Genomic DNA, 19,292 nt, shown 5'->3' on the forward strand with positions numbered 1-19,292 from the left:
ACGACCATGCCCGAGGACATTCTAAGCCGCGAACGGGTCCTTATAAAAAAGCCAGCGTCATCCCAAAGATTGGATAACGCTGGCTTCTTTTGCCTGTCTTGCAATTAACTGTTTCACCGCTTCTTCCAGAACAGCTGGAGCGCCATCCTCGCGCACCACAGGGAGAACAGCAGGAACAACAGTGCCCAGACAAAGGCCGGGAGCACGGTCATGTTGGCCAGGTTGGAGGCGTCGCCTGCTTGTTTGGGCTGGGTCAGCGCCATGGTCAGGAGGGTTAGCGGACCGACCACGGACTCTTCTAGCACGAGAAAGGCGAGCAGCAGGTAGTAGAAATTGCGTATCTTCTCGCCGAGGAAATAGAAGATCAGATTCACGATCATAAAAATAATGAGCCACCATAATCCATAGCCGGCGCGAACGAAGAAAATGATCATAATGAGAGCAAGCACGGTAATGGTGATCAGGCCGGTGGCCTGCTTTTTCTTGGCATAGCCGTAGAACATCAGAATGGCGAACAGGGACGCCGACATATAACCTGCTAGCGAGACCACAATCGGACTCCAGCCGCCGGAAGCCAGCATGGAATAGGTCACGCCGCTGTGATCGGGATTCAGCTCGATGCTGAGCACCCGCCCCGACATCAGTAGCGTCATGACGGCATGCCCCAACTCATGGACCATCGTATCCAGGATACGGAACCAGGAAGAGAAGGGGATCAGCCTTGTCAGAATAGCCGCGCCCACTAGAAATAACAATGCTTTCAGCCATTTATTCATTCGAAGGTCCTTTCAGCATAAAGTCATTCGCTAGACTATCATTCCGTCCATTATAATACAGATGAGAAACATGTGAAAACCGGGTAGTCCCTATCGGTTAAATGGTATAATTGAAGTTGTGACGGAGGTTCATGTTCGATGACAAACGATAAGCCTAACAACGACAATCACATAAAACATATAAGACAAACTACGCACGTGAGCGACCAAGGGATTCGTTTTGCCGAATTCGAGCTGGCCGGTGATGAGCAGGACGTTTCGCTGCCGGACAAGCACTCAGATATGCTGCATCAGGAGCAGGAACCCATGAATCTTGTGGCACCAACGAAGAAATCCTTGATTGTGAAGCCGCAGCAGCCGCTGGATATGAATTGGGGCGAGGACTTCCGCTACGTGACCAAGGAGCAGCAATTCGTGCAGAAAGCAAGGGAGCTCGCATGGCATGTGGAGGGAGAGGCCCCTTTTGTGGCTTTCAAAAGCTATTGGCCGACCTACGACCAGATGGCCAGCGACCAGTTTAAGTGGTATTTTTACTGGCGGGAGGAAGTCAGGTCCGGGCGGTACCCGGATACGGACTTATCCTATTTGTTTGTCTATTTTTACGAGCTGATCCATGGCGTGGGCTGGAGCGATCCCCTGCAGGGCTATGAATTGATGGAGCAGGCGTGGCATGCCTACCGTAAGCGTTATGCCAAGCTGGATACGTACCTGCGGGAGTGGTTATACGATTTTATGATCGTGCATGGCCTGGATATGCCGATCCGCGAAACGTACCAGCGCTTTCCGCGCGTTCTATCCAGTGAGCTGAAGGAGAAGGAATGGAAGCGTCGGTTCTCCCTCCAGCCCGTGGAGCTGACGTGGGAGCTGCTGCTCGATTTGCTGGAATATGACGTGGAGAAGAGCCGTTTTTACCAGGAGAATGGCCGCAAGGACTTGGAACGGTATGCCCCGAAGGTGATTGCGCTCGTGGACAGTTACTTAGCCAAAATGAAGGGGCAGCGCTTCATCGATCGCTTTCAGCCACGGCCCCGGCAGGTGAAACGGCATTTATTCCGCAGCGCGGTGTATGATCACGGGTTATACGGGCGAAACGTCGTGCTGACGGTGGTTTTTTTAAGCGAGTACGCTCCTCTGCGCTCTTATATAACGGGGTTGGTTCGCTTGACTGAGAATAAGCTGCGGGAATTGAGAGGTTTCAAGGGACGGCTGCGCGGCTCGGATGAGGTTGAGCCCGAAGTGGAAGAGGTCATCACCCGTTATCTGAAAAAAGAGATTCAGGAGCAGCTCGAGGCGCAGCGCAGACAGGCGATACCTGAGGTTCAGATCGACACCGGGAAGCTGCGCCGATTGCAGCAGGAGTCGGACCAGGTCCGCGACATGCTGCTTACGGAGGAAGCCGGGCAGCAGGCTGAAGTAATCAACAGCCAGCCGGTACCGGAGTCTGCTCCATCTGTTGGTGCTTCTTCAGGTCACTCCGAAGATATGGGAGCAAGCACTAACATGGATGCACGTTCCAAGGGTCGATCTTCCCGAAAATCGGCGGCGAAGAAACCGGATGTGTTCCAGGCGGTGATGGATTTTGATGCAGATCCTTATGAGCTTGATTCCTTAGAGGTGCGTGATCAGCTTGATGAAGCAAATGTCATCGTTCGTTCCATGAACACGGAAGAATCGGAATCAGAAGCGGCGAACAGTAGGTCTATGGAGCCGTCAGGGAGTGCTGAGGATCGCTTGATGCAGTCCATGGGCTCTCTAGAGCTCAAGCCGCTGTCTTCATCAGAGCATTCATCTGAAGCTGGGGGCATCCACATTATAGACCCGCACGTCGTAGATGTAGAAGTCCTTATAGGGATGCCTACAGTAGGAGAGCAGTTGTGGCAATGGGAGGTGGAGGATGAGGAATGGCAGGAGCTTGCAGAGCGTCTCAATCCCACCCACCTGGAAGTTCTCCACGCCCTCAAGGCGGGACCGAACCGCTCGGAGCTGCAGCAAATTGCGGAGAAGGCAGGTTCCATGCCGGCGTTATTGCTTGATGAGATCAATGATGCCGCGATGGACACCATCGGTGATCTTTTGATCGATGGAGAGGCCATTGCGGATGATTATATAGATATGCTGGAAACATTAAAGTCCGTGTAACCGGACGCGTTGAAATAGACTGGCTCTTTATGTTTTGAGAGATGTTTGTAAGATGCTTGAAAGAGGTGGAACTATGACGGAATTAAAAATACCGAAACGGCTCACAACGGCCCTCGTAAACTCTTTAACGGCAGGGGTCGTGCCGCGGGTAGGGCTTGAGTTCATCGCCGTCGGCCGGAAGCCGGAGGTGGAGTCGATCCTGCGCGATATGGATAATATCGCCGAGGGCGGCGCCGCCTTCCGCCTGATTACGGGCCGCTACGGAAGCGGCAAAAGCTTCCTGCTGCAGATCATCCGCAACTACGCGATGGACCGCGATTTCGTGGTGGCGGATGCGGATTTGTCGCCGGAGCGGCGGCTGGTGGGCACGAAAGGGCAAGGTCTTGCCACATACCGCGAGCTGATGACCCATCTGTCCACAAGGACGCGTCCGGACGGGGGAGCGCTGGAGGCCATTTTGCAGAAATGGATCGCCGCGATCCAGCAGGACATCATGCAGGAGACGGGCATGCGGCCAGATGATCCTGCCCTGAATGATCGGGTGGAGCTGCAGATCTATGCGGTGACAAACGGCATGCAGAATCTGGTGCACGGGTTTGATTTTGCGAAGGTTCTCGCTGTTTACTGGAACGGCTATAAGCTTGGCGACGATGACCGCAAGGGAGCGGCGCTGCGCTGGCTCCGCGGGGAAGTGCCGACGAAGACGGAGGCCCGCAAGGACCTTGGCGTCGGGGTCATTATCGATGACGACAATTGGTACGATTACATGAAGCTGTGGTCGGAGTTTACGGCTGCCATCGGGTATAAGGGATTGCTATTGTTCATTGACGAAGGGGTCAACCTCTACAAAATCACCAACAGCGTATCCCGCCAAAGCAACTACGAGAAGCTGCTGACCATGTTCAACGACACGATGCAGGGCAAAGCGGAGCATCTGGGCATCTATATGGGCGGAACGCCGCAGTTTGTCGAGGATGAGCGCCGGGGGCTGTTCAGTTATGACGCGCTGCGTTCCCGCCTAATCGACGGACGCTACGGCAGCAGCTCGCTGAGAACGTACACTTCGCCCATCCTGAAGCTGGACATGCTGTCGTATGAGGAGATTCTGATCCTTCTGCAAAAGCTGAGGGATATCCACGCCCTGCACTTCAAATATGAAGCGCAGTTAACGGATGATCAGCTCATCGCATTCATGCAGACGGCCGTGAATAGGCTGGGAGCAGAGGAACTGCTCACCACCCGCGAGGTGGTGCGGGATTTCATGGATCTGCTGCATACGCTGCATCAGCATCCGGAGGCCACGTTTGAAGAGCTGCTAGGCGAGCGTGCCGCAGCGCAGCCGCAGGGCAAAGGGCCGAATGATGCCGATTCGGACGATCTGGACGATCTCCTGGCGGAGTTTGAATTATGAGTGCAAACCCTTTTTCCAGACTGGCCCCGTTCATTCGGGAGTTTATCTATAAAAAAAGATGGGATACACTCCGTGAGGCGCAGGTGGAAGCCTGCCGCGTCCTGTTCGATACGCCCAATCATTTGCTGATCGCTTCCGGTACGGCATCGGGCAAGACCGAAGCCGCGTTCTTCCCGGCGCTGACGGAGCTGTACAACGTGCCTTCCAGCTCAGTAGGGATCCTCTATATCGGCCCGCTTAAGGCACTGATAAACGACCAATTCGAACGCATCTCCGATCTGTTGAAAGAGGGTCAGGTGCCGGTATGGCATTGGCATGGCGATGTGTCCCAAGCCGAGAAAACGAAGCTGATGCAGAAGCCGTCGGGCGTGCTGCAGATTACGCCGGAATCGCTTGAAGGGCTGCTCATGAACCGGCCGAACGCCATCCCGGCGCTGTTTCAGGATTTGCGGTATGTCATCATTGACGAGGTGCATGCCTTTATGGGAGCGGATCGGGGCATTCAGGTGCTGAGCCAGCTGACCCGGATCGAGCGGATGGCTTCCTGTTCGCCTCGCCGTATCGGGCTGTCGGCTACGCTTAGCGATTACGAGACCGCAGCGGGCTGGCTGGGCGCAGGAACGAAGAACGCGGTCGAAGTCGTCTCGCCGCAAGGGGGGCGGAAGCTCCGGCTGTCGGTCGAGCATTTCTCCTTCCCGGATGCGCGGGATGAGAAGCAGGCGGAGCAGCTGGAGCTTGCTCGTAAAGCCTATTACGATTTCGTATACGACAACACGCATCTGAAAAAAGCGCTGGTCTTCACGAACAGCCGCTCGGATGCCGAGCTGACCACGCTCGAGCTGCGCCGGATTGCCGCCAAGCGCGAGCAGCGGGACGTCTTCCATGTGCACCATGGAAGCATCTCCGCGATGCTGCGCGAGGAAGCCGAGGCCGCGCTCCGCGAAGGGCCGGGGCCAGCGGTTGCGGCAGCCACCCTGACGCTGGAGCTTGGCATCGATCTCGGCGAGCTGGAGCGGGTGATCCAGCTTGGCGCGCCGTACAGCTGCTCCAGCTTCGTTCAGCGGCTCGGCCGCTCCGGCCGGCGCGGGGATCAGGCCTCCGAGATGATGTTCCTCTGTCCGGAGGACGAGGACGAGGAGGCCATGCTGCCTGCGCGCATGCCATGGATGCTGCTCCGGGCCATTGCGGTCATCGAGCTGTATATTCGCGAGAAGTGGGTCGAACCGCTGGCCCTGCGGAAGAAGCCGGTGGGCGTGCTCTATCATCAGACGATGAGCACGCTCAAGAGCATGGGCGAGGCAGAGCCGCCGGATCTGGCGAGAGCGGTGCTGACACTACCCGCATTCCGCGGCATCGAGCCGGAGGAATACAAAGAGTTCTTGCAGTATTTGCTCCAGACGGATCACATCCAGCGAACGGAGGAAGGCAGCCTGATCATCGGCCTTGGCGGGGAGAAAATCGTGAACAACTACCGCTTCTACGCGGTCTTTAAGGACGATGAAGAGCATGTCGTCTATAACGGGTCCGAAGAAATCGGATCGATTACGACCGTGCCGCCGCCGGGCTACTGCTTCTCGCTCGCGGGCAAGCTGTGGAAGGTGGAGGAAGTCGATACGAAGCATAAGGCCCTGTATGTGAAGTCGGCCAAGGGCAAGGTCGATACCTTGTGGCTTGGCGCAGGCGGCGATGTGCATACTCGCGTGGTGCAGAAGATGCGGGAGGTGCTGGCGGACAGCGCCATTTATCCGTATCTGGCGCCGGGCGCGGTGAATCGTCTGGAACGGGCCCGTCGTCTCGCCCGGGAAAGCGGACTGCTGAAGCAGGTGGTCCTACCGGCGGGCGGCGACTCCCTGTTCATCCTGCCTTGGGCGGGCAGCAAGCAGTTCCGCACGCTGGAACGACTGCTGAAGCATAATCTGTCGGAGCGGCTGGCGCTTCGCTCTATCGTGCCGATGGAGCCATATTATATGGTGGTCGCGGGTAAGGTCGATAATAAGACGCTGATGGAGGAAATCAAGCAGGAACTGATGGATTGCGAAGACGCAAGCGCGCTCCTGGATCCGGACGAAGCGCCGTATCTCGGCAAATATGACGAGTTCGTTCCGCCGAAGCTCGTTCGCACCGCTTTTGCCGCCGACGGACTTGATCTGGAAGGACTGGCCGAGGTGCTGGGAATGGCACATGGAGCAGCGGGAAGGGGAGCTACGGATGTGTGACAAGGAAGAAATACTTCCTGGTGGCAATGTTAACGAAGTCGTACGTATCGGTAATACCGTTCATCGTACGACTGAATGGAGTTCTTTCGTGCATGACTTGCTTCGACACTTGGATAAGCAGGGGTTTGAAGGCGCCCCCAAGTTCATAGGCATTGATCACAGCGGTCGTGAGATCTTGTCTTACATTCCTGGCGAAGTGCCGGGAAACCAATATCCTGATTTTAAACCCTATATATGGTCGGACCATACCCTTATCCAGAGTGCAGCGTTGTTACGGCGTTATCATGAGGCCGTACAGGGCTTTGCTGCAACTTCAATCCAACCGGAGATTGGACATAACTCTCAGGTTTCGGGGGAATGGGACGATGAAGTGATCTGTCACAATGATGCCGCGCCATACAATATCGTTTTTCAGAACGAAGTGCCGGTTGCACTGATTGATTTTGATTTGGCTGCGCCAGGTCCAAGAATCTGGGACATCGTTTATATGCTGTACACATCAGTCCCGCTGGCAAGCTTTGCAATAGATTACACTACAGGGACATCGATACCTTATCAATCGGAAATACATGCTGCGGATCGAGCGCACAGAATATCGCTGTTCTTTAAGTCCTATGGCATATCACCGCCTCCCAACTTGAAAGAATGGACTATAAGACGCATCAAGGCATTATGTGATACACTTACAACCGGTGCGGCACAAGGCAACAAGGCTTACCAGAACATGATCGATGAGGGGCATGTGGCCCATTACGAACGAGAGGTTCAATTTCTGCAGGCACACTTTGAAGAGTGGTACCGATGAAGGGTACCGATTTGAAGAGTGCCTGCTTTTTCATATCTATCCCTCAAGGGTCATTGAGCATAATTGAAAAAATATTTGTAACCCCTTCCAAAAAAGCATTGTGTTCACCTCATGTATGTGGTAACTTATGTACATAAAAACGTTTTTATCGCAAAGGAAGATTGGAATGGTTATATGGGTAAAGTAACAATCAAGGATGTGGCAAGAGAAGCTGGCGTCTCCATTTCTACGGTTTCGAATGCATTGAACGATGTGGATGTATTGAACCCGGAGACCAAATCCCATGTGCTGAAGGTGGCGGAGCGACTCAATTATGTGCCTAACCTGAACGGAAAGCTGTTGAAGTCGGGGAAGACCAAGATGCTGGGCTTCTTTACGACAAGCGTGTCAGGGCCTTACTTCTACACATTGGTGGAGTCGATGTCACGGGAATGTGACCGTCTGGGTTATGGATTGAACGTATTCGTGACGAAGGATAAGCAGATAATCATGAGCAATATTATGGGCGGCCGGGTGGATGGCGTCATTATCTTTGAAGAGCTGAAGATCGACGATAGAGACATCGCTGCTATGGAGAAGGACAAGATTAAGGCCGTTTTCCTGGATCGCGAGGTTCAGAGTGAGACGATGGGCAGCATCATATTCGACTCTTACGTAGCCGGTTATGAAGCAACCAAGTACCTGATCAGCCTGGGACATAAGAAAATCGCCTACATATCCGGCGTGGATACGATGTTTGACAGCGTGCAACGGAAGGAAGGATATCTGGCCGCGCTTAGGGAGTGCCAGTTCCCGATCGACGGAGACTACATACTGCAAGGCTATTTTGAGGAAGAAGGTTCCTATAACGCCGTCAAATCGTTCCTTCACCTACACCCTGGCAAAGTGCCGGACGCGTTTCTTGCCGGTAATGATGTGAGTGCCATCGGTTGTATTCGGGCGTTGAAGTCCCATGGATACGAGGTTCCGCAGGACGTCAGCGTCGTAGGTTTTGACGATATCGATATCGCGCAGTATTTTACGCCGCCTTTATCAACCGTACGCAATCAGATTGCCAGACAGGGGATTCTGGTCGTGGACCATCTGGTGCGCATGATTCAGAAGAAAGAGAAGGGCAAGATTCAGAAGCTTCCGGGAGAGCTGGTCGTTCGCGGCTCCAGTCATGTGAAGATGAATCGGAATGAATTGGGTTAAGCCAAGAGACGAGACTTACCAAGTCATTTTTTTAAAATGATTCAATAAAATCAGGGCATTTTTTCGCCCAAAATAAAAACGTTTTTATGACGGTTTTGTATCAAAGGAGGCTAAGCAGGTGAGCAAAACAGCTGCAGTTCAGTCAACCGGCACTGGCCCGGTTCAACCTACCGGGAAAAAGGCGATGGGGCAGAGGATCAAGGAATTCTTTATGGATTACAAGCGGCAATGGGAGCTTCAATCGATGATCATTCCCGGCGTTATCTTCATGTTCATCTTCTGCTACATACCGATTTACGGTTTGACGATTGCGTTTAAAAATTACACCGTTATCGATACGCTGGATTCCGCGCCGTGGGTTGGCCTGGACAATTTCAAGATTATTTTGTCGGACAAGTATTTTTGGGATTCCGTTGTCAACACGCTGGGCATCAGCTTCTTGAAATTGGCGATCGGCTTTGTCATTCCGATCATTCTGGCCATCATGATTTACGAGGTTGGCATGGGGCGCTTCAAAAAATTCGTCCAAACCGTCTCCTACCTGCCCCACTTCTTGTCTTGGATCGTATTGGGCGGCATGCTCATTACTTGGTTCTCGACATCCGGCCTGTTCAACGAAATATTGCTTGCTTTGGGGCTGATCTCGCAGCCGCAAAACATTTTGCTTGATCCAAGCAAGTATTGGTGGATTGCAACGCTGTCGGATATTTGGAAAGAGGCCGGCTGGGGAACGATTCTGTATCTGGCGATCATGGCGAAGATCGATCCTACCTACTACGAGGCCGCAAGAATCGACGGGGCCAGCCGTTTGAGACAGATCTGGAACATCACCCTGCCGAACATGAAGATGATTATCAGCTTGAATCTGATTCTTACTGTAAGCGGTTTATTGGGATCAAATCTGGATCAAACCCTGGTGCTCATGAATTCGCAGAACCGGGAAAAGGCCGAAGTCATTAACTCGTACGTGTACCGGATGGGTATGACGCAGGGCGATTTCTCCTATGCCACAGCCGTTGGTTTGGGCGTATCCATCATCTCCGTCATTCTGCTCGTTACGGCGAATAAGGTGACCAGTAAATTAAACGATAATCAATCTGTTCTATAGGTCATGCAGAAGGGGGTATAACGGTGAATTTCAAAGCAGCAAAAGGGGATCTCGACAGCCGGATCTTTGATACGATCAACATCATTTTACTGGTTACGTTTACCATCATCATCGTGGTTCCGTTATGGAACGTCGTCGTCTCATCCTTCAGCTCGGGCAGATCCCTTGCCGAGGGCGGGTTCATCTTCTGGCCAACCGAATTCTCGCTTGAGAATTATCAGGCTGTGTTCCGGGATGCGAATATATGGAACGCCTTCTTCATCTCGGTAGCCAAAACCGTGATCGGGGTTATCACGCACGTGTTCTTCTGTGCCATGGTGGGTTACGGCTTGAGCAAAAAATACGTACGCGGCCGCAAGTTCTACGTCGCGATGGGTGTCGTCACCATGTTTTTCTCGGGCGGCATGATTCCGACGTACCTGTTGATTAAGGACTTGGGGATGTTAAACAGCTTCTGGGTTTATATTATCCCGGCCCTGTTAAGCTTTTATGACGTCATCATTCTGATGAATTTCTTCCGCAACGTACCGGATTCGCTGGAAGAGTCGGCGAAGATCGACGGCGGGGGCGACTGGAGAATTTTCCTGAGCATCTTCATTCCGCTTTCCATGCCGGCTATGGCGACGATTGCCCTGTTTAACGGGGTGGGGCAGTGGAATGATTTTATGACCACCAAATTGTATATCACCGATCAGTCGCTGTATCCGTTACAGATGATGCTGTATGAGATTATTGTGCAGTCTCAGACCCAATCGATGCAAAATATCGGTTCGGTTGCGATTCAGACGACCACCAAAGGGGTCCAACTAGCAACAATTGTCGTGACGACGCTGCCGATTGTTGTGATGTATCCAATATTACAGAAATATTTTATCTCCGGCATGATGCTCGGAGCTGTTAAAGAGTAGAGTAACTGCTCTTTAAAGGGGCGGAACAGAAGCAAGTCAGGGTCTGAAAAGTAAGCGCTTTTATTCAAAGGGAGGGTTACAGGATGTTGATGAACAAAGCTTTTGGCAAGAAAGGACTTACGCTGATTACGGCACTGATGGCGGTTGTGCTGGTTGTGAGCGGCTGCGGCGGGTCGGGCGGGAATTCCGGCTCCAAGAAGGAAAATTGGGTTTCGATCGAGGATCGTTATACACCGAATGCCGAGACGCCGGCTTGGCAGCTGGATAAAAAAGAAGAGACAACCGAGCTTACGTGGTACGTGAATGCGGATTGGTGGAATACGGATTTTGGCAAGGACGTTGTAACTAAAAAGATTAAGGAAGACCTGAACATCAATATTAAATTTATCACGGGTGACGACACCAAGCTGAATACGTTTTTTGCCGGCGGGGACATGCCGGATCTGATTACGACGTTTGACTCCAATTCTCCGGTTGTGCAGAAGGCGGCGACATGGGCGCTGCCGCTGAACGATCTGGCCGAGAAATACGACCCTTACTTCAATAAAGTAGCGGCGCAGGATACCCTCAACTGGTTCCAATTGAAGGATGGCAAGACATACGGATATCCGAACTACTCCAATACCCAGGAGGATTATGACAGCGGTAACATTCCAGCCAAAACGGCATTTATCATCCGCAAGGATGTTTACGAAGCGTTAGGTAAGCCTGCTATGGGAACGCCGGAGGAATTCCGGACCGTTCTTGCTGATATCAAGAAGCAATTCCCTGCTCTGATTCCACTTGGATTCAACTCCATCGGCGAAGGAACGGGCTCGCTTGGCGACGTGCTGCAGGATTTCATCGGCGTACCGCTGGAGGAGAATGGCGGTTTTTATAACCGTAATCTGGATGAAGATTATCTGACTTGGGTGAAGGCGTTCAATACCGTATATCGGGACGGCGCGATCAGCGATGACAGCTTTGCCGATGACGGAACGGCTTTTGAAGAGAAGGTAAAGGCGGGCAAATACGCAACGATCATGCTGGACGGCACGCCGCAGCAGGGCGGAAACCTGCAGAGCTTCTACAGCAACAACAAAGGCAAAGAATACATCGCAATTGACGGACCGCAAAGCACGGCAGGACGTAAGCCGACGCTGAATCAATCCGGTATCACGGGCTGGATGATCAGCTTCATTACGAAAAATAATGCAGATCCTGCCAAGTCCATTCAGCTCTTCACGTACCTGTTAAGCGAAGAAGGACAAATGCTGATGAATTACGGCATCGAAGGTGAGACCTACCAGGTGAATGCAGATGGAACGGTGGAGTTCCTCCCTGCCGTAAAGGATCTTCAGATGAACAATCCGGATACCTTTAAAAAGGATTACCGCATGGGCGAATTTATGTTCTTCGGGCATGACCGCCATAAAGCGCTGAGCGGGGATGCCTTCCCGGATGCGATCAAGCAAATGCAGGAATGGGGCAAAGGCAAGCTGACGCCGCACTTTATTTTGGAGAACATCAACCCGGATCAGGGGACACCGGAAGCACGCTCCCTGACGGCCATCAATACGAAATGGAACTCCACGCTCGTCAGCATGATTCGTTCCAAGGACGACGCAGCCTTCGATAGTCTCTTGAACGAATATAAAAAGTTCCTGGACGATAACAACTGGGATAAAATCGTCGAAGTCCGCAACGAGAAGATGAAGGCGAACAAAGAGAAGCTGGGGCTGAAATAACTTTGCTGTAATGGTGGGAGGGCCCCTTTTCGACAGGAGAGGGGCTCTTTCCAAGTTATCTTTGATAGGCCATGGATAGGAAGACATAAGAAACCTGGAGGGAAACAACATGCTGAACATCACCATCTACCAGTCAAACGGGGAAGAAGAATTATTCGTGAAGAAAGACAAGGCGCAGCTGATACCCGTAACTACGGGTGCACAGCAGCATACGGTTGTCATCGATGAGGAGCAGACGTTTCAGGAGATGGACGGCTTCGGCGCGTCCTTCACGGACTCCGCTGCTTATCTGATCCATCAGGTGCTGGAGACAAAGCAGCGCTCGGAGCTCATGACAAAGCTGTTCGATCCGAGCGAAGGGATCGGGTTATCCGTACTCCGCCAGCCGATGGGCGCATCCGATTACGCGCGTGACTTCTACAGCTATAACGATATGCCTGAGGGTCAGGCGGATGTAGAGCTGGAGCATTTCTCCATTGCGCATGACGAGGAAGACGTTATTCCTCTCCTGCAGGAAGCGCTGCGATTGAATCCGGACGTGAAGCTGATGGGTTCTCCTTGGAGTCCGCCTGGCTGGATGAAAACGAGCGGGTCAATGATCGGCGGAGAGCTGAAACCTGAATACTATTCGGTGTATGCTAATTATTTTGTGCGTTACATCAAAGGGTATGAAGCCAACGGGCTGCCAATCTATGCAATCACGCCGCAAAATGAGGCGTTGTATTCGCCTGGTCATTATCCCGGCATGCTCATGCTGCCCGAGGCGCAAAGCGATTTCATCAAGAATCATCTGAAGCCGCAATTCGTGGAGAACGGTATCGATACAAAAATCCTTTGTTATGACCACAACTGGGACAAGCCGGACTACCCGTTGACCGTTTTTGAGCAAGCGGGTGACGCTGTGGATGGCGTCGCTTGGCACTGGTACGGCGGCAAGCCGTCGGCCCAATCGGAAGTGTTCGAGGCATTTCCGGGGAAAGAGGTTCATTTCACGGAAGGATCGGGCGGGGAGTGGATCCCGCCGTTTGAACAGGCCTTCTCCAATGTCATGCGAACCGGAATCGAGATACTCCGCAATCACAGTAAATCCTACGTGCTGTGGAATATGGCGCTGGACGAGAAGAACGGCCCTACCGTTCCGGGCTTTGGAAAAAGCACCTGCCGCGGCATAGTCACGGTAAATCAGCAGACGAAGGAGCTTACCTATACGCTGGACTACTATGCGCTGGCGCATTTTAGTAAGGTGATCCGTCCGAAAGCGGTTCGCATTGCTTCTACCAGCAATGAGTGCATCCGTTCGGTAGCATTCAAGAACATGGATGGATCGATTGCCGTTGTGTTGTTTAACGACAGCGAGCAAGAGGAGAGTACTGCACTGCTCTTGGGAGGAACGGAACACCTTAACTTCCGCCTTGCGCCGAAAAGCGCTGTATCTGTTTTGATAGAGGCGTTAGGGTGAGGTAACATTTTCATAGGTTAGATAAGATAAGGCACCCTGTTCGGCGCCGTCAGCCTTTTTGGTTGATGGTCGCCTTGGCGGGGGTGTCTTTTCATATATAGAGTTGGTTATTTCATATAGAAACGGTAGAATAATAACAAGAATAAGGTTTACCAAAGAAAATACAGGTGACAATCATGACCATTAAAACGTTATTTATTGCTCCGTATCCCGCAATGAGCCACTTAATAGAAGAATGCCGGAAGGAAGAGCCGGAGCTGGATGTGCAAGTCGAGGTCGGCAATTTGCTAGAAGCGGTTCCTCTGGCAAAGGAAGGCGAACGCCAAGGATATGACGTGATCATTAGCCGGGGCGGTACGGCCAAGTTGATCGAACCCGAGGTGCGCATTCCTGTTATCGATGTCCATGTTTCAGGCTATGACATGCTGCGCGTGCTCACCTTAGCCAATCATTTTCCAGGCAAAAAAGCCATTGTGGGCTTCTCCAATATTACGCTTGGGGCCAAAGCCATTACCGATGTGCTGGATATCGAGGTTGACGTGTTCACGGTAGAGAAGGCCGAAGAGGTAGATCGGCTGCTGGAGGATCTGAAGGCGAAGGGCTTCGAATTAATCATGGGCGATGTGGTAACGATAGAAGCAGCTGCCAAGCACCATTTGGAAGGGATTCTGATCCAATCCGGGCGCGAGGCCATCTTCGATGCGTTTCAAAAGGCCAGATCCGCGTTTCGGTTGCATGAACGGACGCAGTGGGAAATATCCTTTCTGCAAGCACTGCTGGAGGAAACGGCTGCGAACCTTGCCGTATTGGATGCTGAGGGGCAGGTTGTATATGAACAGTGGCCGGATTACGGTTCCTGTCCGCTCCCGGTGGGGGCCTTGCAAGCCGATCTACGGCTAAACCGGGAGGCGGGAGCCTCTGTCCTGATTCAGGATGACGGAACCCGGAAGCTTAAACAGAAAAGGACGCTGAAAGTAATACAGGGAAAGCGGTACTACCTGTACACTTTTTCCGAGATGAAGCAAAATGGGGAGGCCGCAGGCTATCATGTTGAGGCCGTGATCCAATTGCCGATGTTGATATCGCAAAGCGAGGCGATGAGCGGCTGCCTGCAGCGGATCGAGAACCATCTGGACAGCCGTGCCCTGATTCTCATCGGCGAAGCCGGTACAGGCAAGCAGCTGCTCTCCCGGTATATTCATTACCGAAAGAACGAAGGCCAGGGCTTGTATGTCCGGCTTACCGGTAAGCAGGCTGTGGCTTTGTCGGAAAAAGACAAAAACGAAGCTTGGGATGAAGACATCCGCACGCTATACATCCATGGATTGGATGCGATTGCTCCCGAAGAAATGGCGGATTTGAAGCAGTGGATTAACGTGATGAAAAACCGGGCGTTCACGATTATCCTCTCGCTGGAAAAGGACGATTCGAATTATCATCCCCTCCTGCTGGATGAGGAGGCGGCAAGGATTGCCGTGCCGGCTCTGCGCGATCGCAGGGACGACATCAAACCATTGGTGACTTATTATATTGCGTCCTACCATGGCACGCTGGGGACTTCACCGATCAAGATCAAGGATGAAGCGATTCAGCTGCTGACCCAGTACGATTGGCCTGGCAACGTGTCGGAGCTGAAAATCCTGCTCCAGGATGCAGTGACGGAGGAGAAGGGCTACGTGATCGGCAAAACGCTCATTTCCCGGCTTCTTGCCAAGAAGGAAGGTCATCCGTCAGCGGCGATGAGCCCCGAGTTTCTTCATGGCACGCTGGATGAGATCGAGAAGAGGGTCATCGACGCGATTATGGAGGAAGAACAATTTAATCAGACAAAGGTTGCGGAGCGGCTGGGCATCAACCGTTCGACCCTGTGGAGAAAGCTGAAACAATAGTTTCAGCTTTTTTTGTTTTGCGATCAATAGATCCCTCCGTTTCGGCAGATATTAGGATAAAGAGGAATATATTTCAGCATGTATGCGAAAGCGCAAACATTGATTGTTTAAATTTGCAACAATTATTCTTTAATATGTTGCAAATTTAATTGAATGCACTTACAATAAATCCTGCAAGCGATTTCAATGTGAAATCACTGTTTAATATTGAAACAATTATTAGAGGGGTGTTACAATAATGAAGATTAAAGCGACGTTGGATCGGATTCCTGGAGGTATGATGGTGGTGCCGTTGCTTATTGCAGCAGTCATCAACACCTTTGCTCCGGATTTACTCCGAATTGGGAATTTCACGGAGTCTTTATTTGTAAACGGTTCAAGTACATTAATTGCGCTGTTCCTCCTCTGTACGGGGGCACAGATTAACGTCAAGTCCTTTGGCGTATCCGTAGGAAAAGGAGCCACGCTGCTTGTCACGAAGTGGGTTGTTGGCGCAGCATTCGGACTGATCGCTTACCTGTTTGCCGGAGAGAACGGATTGTGGCTGGGTTTGGCGCCGATCGCCGTCATTGCGGCGATGACCAACAGTAACGGGGGATTGTTCGTAGCTTTGGTAGGCCAATACGGCAGCAAGGAAGACCGTGCCGCATATTCGCTTCTTGCCCTGAATGACGGACCCTTCCTCACGATGGTGGCCTTATCGATCTTCGGCGCCATGGGATTCGTGGACGGCATGTTCTCCTTCGTATCCTTCATCTCGGTTCTTCTTCCGATTATTGTAGGGATGGTGCTGGGTAATCTGGATGAAGAGATGCGCAAGTTTTTGGACAAAGGCAGCTCCATGCTGATTCCGTTCTTTGCATTTGCGCTCGGGATGGGCATTGACTTCGGAGCGATTGTGGATGGCGGCTTGTCGGGTATCATTCTTGGACTGCTGACGGTTTTTGTTACAGGTACCGCAGGATACTTTGTGTTTAAAGCGTTGAAATGGAATCCGATCGTGGGGGCGGCGGAAGGCTCAACAGCCGGTAATGCCGTGGCTACGCCTGCTGCAATCGGGGCGGCAAATGCTTCCTTTGCAGCATTTACCGATATCGCGACGGTGCAGGTTGCAGCGTCCGTGGTAACGACCGCCATCCTGCTTCCTCTATATGTCGGGTTTTTAGTGAAGCGTCTAGAGAAGAAAGGGCACTCATTTGATACAAATACAGCAGATGCCGAATCATAGAAGGTGTGATGAAATGTGATAAAACAAATTGGAATCATCGCGGACGATCTGACCGGTGCGAATGACTCGGGTGTACAATTGGCGAAGAAGGGGCTGGTTTCCACCGTCGTTTTCGATCATCGCCATTACCGTCAGGACACCCGTGCCGAAGTGTTGATCGTGGATACGGATAGCAGGGCGAAACGCAGTGTGGACGCCTATGAAGCGGCGTATGAAGCCGCTCAATTCCTTGAAGAGCAGGGCTGCCGCCACATCTACAAGAAGCTGGATTCGACCCTGCGCGGGAATGTTGCAGAGGAATTGCGGGCGGTGCAGAAGGTATTCCGGCCAGACTTGGTGCTGATCGCCCCGGCTTTTCCCAAAATGAACCGTACGACGGTACAGGGACATCACTATGTTCAAGGTGTACTGATTACCGAGACGGAGTTTGCCAAGGATCCCAAAACGCCCGTCATGGAAAGCTATATCCCCAAACTGCTGCAGAAGGAGGGAGAGCCTGAGGCGGTGCTGATTTCAACAAGTCAAACGCGGCAGTCCGCCGCGCAATTTCTGCCATGGCTCCAATCCAAGCTCTCGGAAGGTCAAACCTGGTTTGTATGCGATAGTGAGACGGAAGAGGATTTACAGGCGATAGCGGGATTATTCTCACAACTTGATAAGAAGATCCTGTGGGCCGGTTCCGCTGGATTAATCGAATACTTGCCGGAGGCCCTGTCCCTGACCTCCTTGGAGGAGGGGAGCCAAGATTGGGCCCAGGCGGATAAAGCGCTGATCGTATCAGGAAGCTTGTCCCAAACGACCCGGCGGCAGCTTTGTGCCGTCGAGGACATGCCCGACTCGTTGATGCTGGAGATTGATCCGGCCGCGCTGATTCGTGAAACTTACGACACAGAAGACGTCCTGCAGCAAATCGCTCAGGATATGGACAAGCGCTGCTTGGTCCTGTACGTCGACGCTTCGGAAGAAAACCGCAGACTTGCAAAAGAAGCAGGGGATGAGCGGGGATTATCTCCAACCGAGGTAAGCGAAGCGATCTCGCTGGGACTCGGAATAATGACAAAGGCCATTTTACAGGCATACGCTGAGATCCAAGGGTTGGTATTAACCGGCGGGGATACGGCTAAGGCTATCTGTATGGAACTTGGCATGGGAGAAATGCAGTTGTATTCGGAAGTAGAGCCTGGCCTGCCGTTCGGAAGGCTTCAGGGCATGGGAAAAGGCTACTGGACCGTCACCAAAGCCGGGGGCTTCGGAAATGATCAATCCCTGGCGGATTCCCTGCACTATATAACAAATAAGAAAAAGGTGAGAACATGAGCCAGCATAAACCGGTTATCGGGATTACCATGGGAGACGCCGCAGGCGTAGGTCCTGAAATTATACTCAAAAGCCTCATGAATGAGGAGATGTATCATATCAGTCACCCGGTTGTGATCGGGGACGTGAAGATACTGGAGCGGGCAAAGGTCTTCGTGGGCAGTGACTTGACTATCGAAGCGATTACTGCCGATGAGCTCGAGCAGGTTGACTACCGTTTTGGCACGGTTCATGTGCTTGATCTGGATCTGCTGCCGGCGGACTTGCCGATTGGACGTGTTGCCCCGGAAGCCGGACACGCCGCGTTCAAATTTTTGGAGACAGCCATCGAATTGGCGAAGGACCATAAAATCCAGGCCATATGCACCGCTCCGCTGAATAAGGAAGCCCTGCATAAAGGGGGGCACAAATATCCGGGCCATACGGAGATTCTGGCGGATTTGACCGGAACCACAGACTACTCCATGATGCTGTCGGCGCCGAATCTGAAGGTTATTCACGTGACGACCCATGTCGGCATCCTCGATGCCGTCCGGTCGATTAATCCTGAGCGCGTATACCATGTCATCAAGCTTGCTCATGAGACGCTGCAGAAGTCCGGCATCGCCGCTCCGCGGATTGCCGTTTGCGGAATTAATCCTCATGCAGGCGAGAACGGACTGTTCGGATATGGCGAAGAGGAAGAGAAAGTCATACCGGGCGTCGAGAAGGCGCAGGCGGAAGGGATCCAGGTCGTAGGCCCGCTGCCGGCCGATACGCTGTTCTTCCGGACGGTTCGCGGTGACTTTGACATTGTAGTGGCCATGTATCACGATCAGGGACATGGTCCCGTCAAAGTGCTCGGCTTGGACGCAGGCGTCAACATTACCGTTGGCCTTCCGATTATCCGCACCAGTGTCGATCACGGTACGGCGTTCGACATTGCCGGTCAAGGCATCGCCGACGAGAAAAGCTTGATGGAAGCCATCCGTCAGGCGGCGGAACTGGCGCCTAAAGCGTAATGATGTTGCTGCTTGGCGGTGCATAACGGCCGCCATTATCTTTTTATCGAAGTGACTGCAGAAGATTCCGCAGGAATCAGCTGTCACAACAAAAAGATGACTCCACCTGCGGGG

Annotated in this window: 14 protein-coding genes; 13 read left to right on the forward strand and 1 reads right to left on the reverse strand. The window is 52.5% G+C overall.

Annotated features, from left to right (window positions below; all coding sequences use genetic code 11):
• Positions 1 to 113: 113 nt before the first annotated feature.
• Positions 114 to 776, reverse strand: coding sequence for a M50 family metallopeptidase (locus AK95_RS08410; protein WP_071219517.1), 663 nt, complete (start codon positions 774 to 776; stop codon positions 114 to 116).
• A 138-nt stretch (positions 777 to 914) separates the two neighbouring features.
• Between AK95_RS08410 and AK95_RS08415 the strand changes: the two genes are divergently transcribed.
• The 13 genes from AK95_RS08415 (at position 915) to pdxA (ending at position 19,178) form a co-directional block, all read left to right on the forward strand.
• Positions 915 to 2,915, forward strand: a complete 2,001-nt coding sequence (locus tag AK95_RS08415) for a TerB N-terminal domain-containing protein (RefSeq protein ID WP_071219518.1) — start codon at positions 915 to 917, stop codon at positions 2,913 to 2,915.
• Between the two features lie 73 nt (positions 2,916 to 2,988).
• Complete coding sequence (locus tag AK95_RS08420) at positions 2,989 to 4,326, forward strand: ATP-binding protein (RefSeq protein WP_071219519.1); 1,338 nt, start codon at positions 2,989 to 2,991, stop codon at positions 4,324 to 4,326.
• On the forward strand, positions 4,323 to 6,542 hold the full coding sequence (locus AK95_RS08425; protein ID WP_071219520.1) for a DEAD/DEAH box helicase: 2,220 nt from the start codon (positions 4,323 to 4,325) through the stop codon (positions 6,540 to 6,542). The genes AK95_RS08420 and AK95_RS08425 overlap by 4 nt, the downstream gene beginning before the upstream one ends.
• The gene (locus AK95_RS08430) at positions 6,535 to 7,347 is read left to right on the forward strand and encodes a phosphotransferase (protein WP_071219521.1); all 813 of its coding nucleotides are present in this window, start codon (positions 6,535 to 6,537) and stop codon (positions 7,345 to 7,347) included. The genes AK95_RS08425 and AK95_RS08430 overlap by 8 nt, the downstream gene beginning before the upstream one ends.
• A 174-nt stretch (positions 7,348 to 7,521) precedes the next feature.
• A complete protein-coding gene (locus AK95_RS08435; RefSeq protein WP_071219522.1) occupies positions 7,522 to 8,541 on the forward strand; it encodes a LacI family DNA-binding transcriptional regulator in 1,020 nt (339 codons plus the stop codon).
• A gap of 118 nt (positions 8,542 to 8,659) precedes the next feature.
• Positions 8,660 to 9,649 carry an ABC transporter permease gene (locus AK95_RS08440; protein WP_162487557.1) on the forward strand — a complete coding sequence of 330 codons (990 nt, stop codon included), beginning with the start codon at positions 8,660 to 8,662 and terminating at the stop codon, positions 9,647 to 9,649.
• Between the two features lie 23 nt (positions 9,650 to 9,672).
• Entirely contained in the window at positions 9,673 to 10,557 is an 885-nt protein-coding gene (locus tag AK95_RS08445) for a carbohydrate ABC transporter permease (protein WP_071219523.1), read from the forward strand.
• An 83-nt stretch (positions 10,558 to 10,640) separates the two neighbouring features.
• A complete protein-coding gene (locus AK95_RS08450) occupies positions 10,641 to 12,284 on the forward strand; it encodes a type 2 periplasmic-binding domain-containing protein (RefSeq protein WP_071219524.1) in 1,644 nt (547 codons plus the stop codon).
• 109 nt (positions 12,285 to 12,393) lie between these two features.
• Entirely contained in the window at positions 12,394 to 13,743 is a 1,350-nt protein-coding gene (locus AK95_RS08455) for a glycoside hydrolase family 30 protein (protein WP_071219525.1), read from the forward strand.
• A 176-nt stretch (positions 13,744 to 13,919) separates the two neighbouring features.
• Entirely contained in the window at positions 13,920 to 15,632 is a 1,713-nt protein-coding gene (locus AK95_RS08460; RefSeq protein ID WP_071219526.1) for a sigma-54-dependent transcriptional regulator, read from the forward strand.
• Between the two features lie 238 nt (positions 15,633 to 15,870).
• Entirely contained in the window at positions 15,871 to 16,860 is a 990-nt protein-coding gene (locus tag AK95_RS08465) for a 2-keto-3-deoxygluconate permease (RefSeq protein ID WP_071219527.1), read from the forward strand.
• 15 nt (positions 16,861 to 16,875) lie between these two features.
• On the forward strand, positions 16,876 to 18,177 hold the full coding sequence (locus AK95_RS08470) for a four-carbon acid sugar kinase family protein (protein ID WP_071219528.1): 1,302 nt from the start codon (positions 16,876 to 16,878) through the stop codon (positions 18,175 to 18,177).
• Entirely contained in the window at positions 18,174 to 19,178 is a 1,005-nt protein-coding gene (gene pdxA / locus AK95_RS08475) for a 4-hydroxythreonine-4-phosphate dehydrogenase PdxA (protein ID WP_071219529.1), read from the forward strand. Before AK95_RS08470 ends, pdxA begins: the two co-directional genes overlap by 4 nt.
• The last annotated feature ends 114 nt before the right edge of the window (positions 19,179 to 19,292 follow it).

It is taken from the genome of Paenibacillus sp. LC231, assembly GCF_001860525.1.
Classification (GTDB): Bacteria; Bacillota; Bacilli; order Paenibacillales; family Paenibacillaceae; genus Paenibacillus_AQ.

Bases quoted from the DNA above. Each gene is read 5' to 3' on its own strand.
- AK95_RS08410 (WP_071219517.1), bottom strand. From the start codon at position 776: ATGAATAAATGGCTGAAAGCATTGTTATTTCTAGTGGGCGCGGCTATT.
- AK95_RS08415 (WP_071219518.1), top strand. From the start codon at position 915: ATGACAAACGATAAGCCTAACAACGACAATCACATAAAACATATAAGA.
- AK95_RS08420 (WP_071219519.1), top strand. From the start codon at position 2,989: ATGACGGAATTAAAAATACCGAAACGGCTCACAACGGCCCTCGTAAAC.
- AK95_RS08425 (WP_071219520.1), top strand. From the start codon at position 4,323: ATGAGTGCAAACCCTTTTTCCAGACTGGCCCCGTTCATTCGGGAGTTT.
- AK95_RS08430 (WP_071219521.1), top strand. From the start codon at position 6,535: ATGTGTGACAAGGAAGAAATACTTCCTGGTGGCAATGTTAACGAAGTC.
- AK95_RS08435 (WP_071219522.1), top strand. From the start codon at position 7,522: ATGGGTAAAGTAACAATCAAGGATGTGGCAAGAGAAGCTGGCGTCTCC.
- AK95_RS08450 (WP_071219524.1), top strand. From the start codon at position 10,641: ATGTTGATGAACAAAGCTTTTGGCAAGAAAGGACTTACGCTGATTACG.
- AK95_RS08455 (WP_071219525.1), top strand. From the start codon at position 12,394: ATGCTGAACATCACCATCTACCAGTCAAACGGGGAAGAAGAATTATTC.
- AK95_RS08460 (WP_071219526.1), top strand. From the start codon at position 13,920: ATGACCATTAAAACGTTATTTATTGCTCCGTATCCCGCAATGAGCCAC.
- AK95_RS08465 (WP_071219527.1), top strand. From the start codon at position 15,871: ATGAAGATTAAAGCGACGTTGGATCGGATTCCTGGAGGTATGATGGTG.
- pdxA (WP_071219529.1), top strand. From the start codon at position 18,174: ATGAGCCAGCATAAACCGGTTATCGGGATTACCATGGGAGACGCCGCA.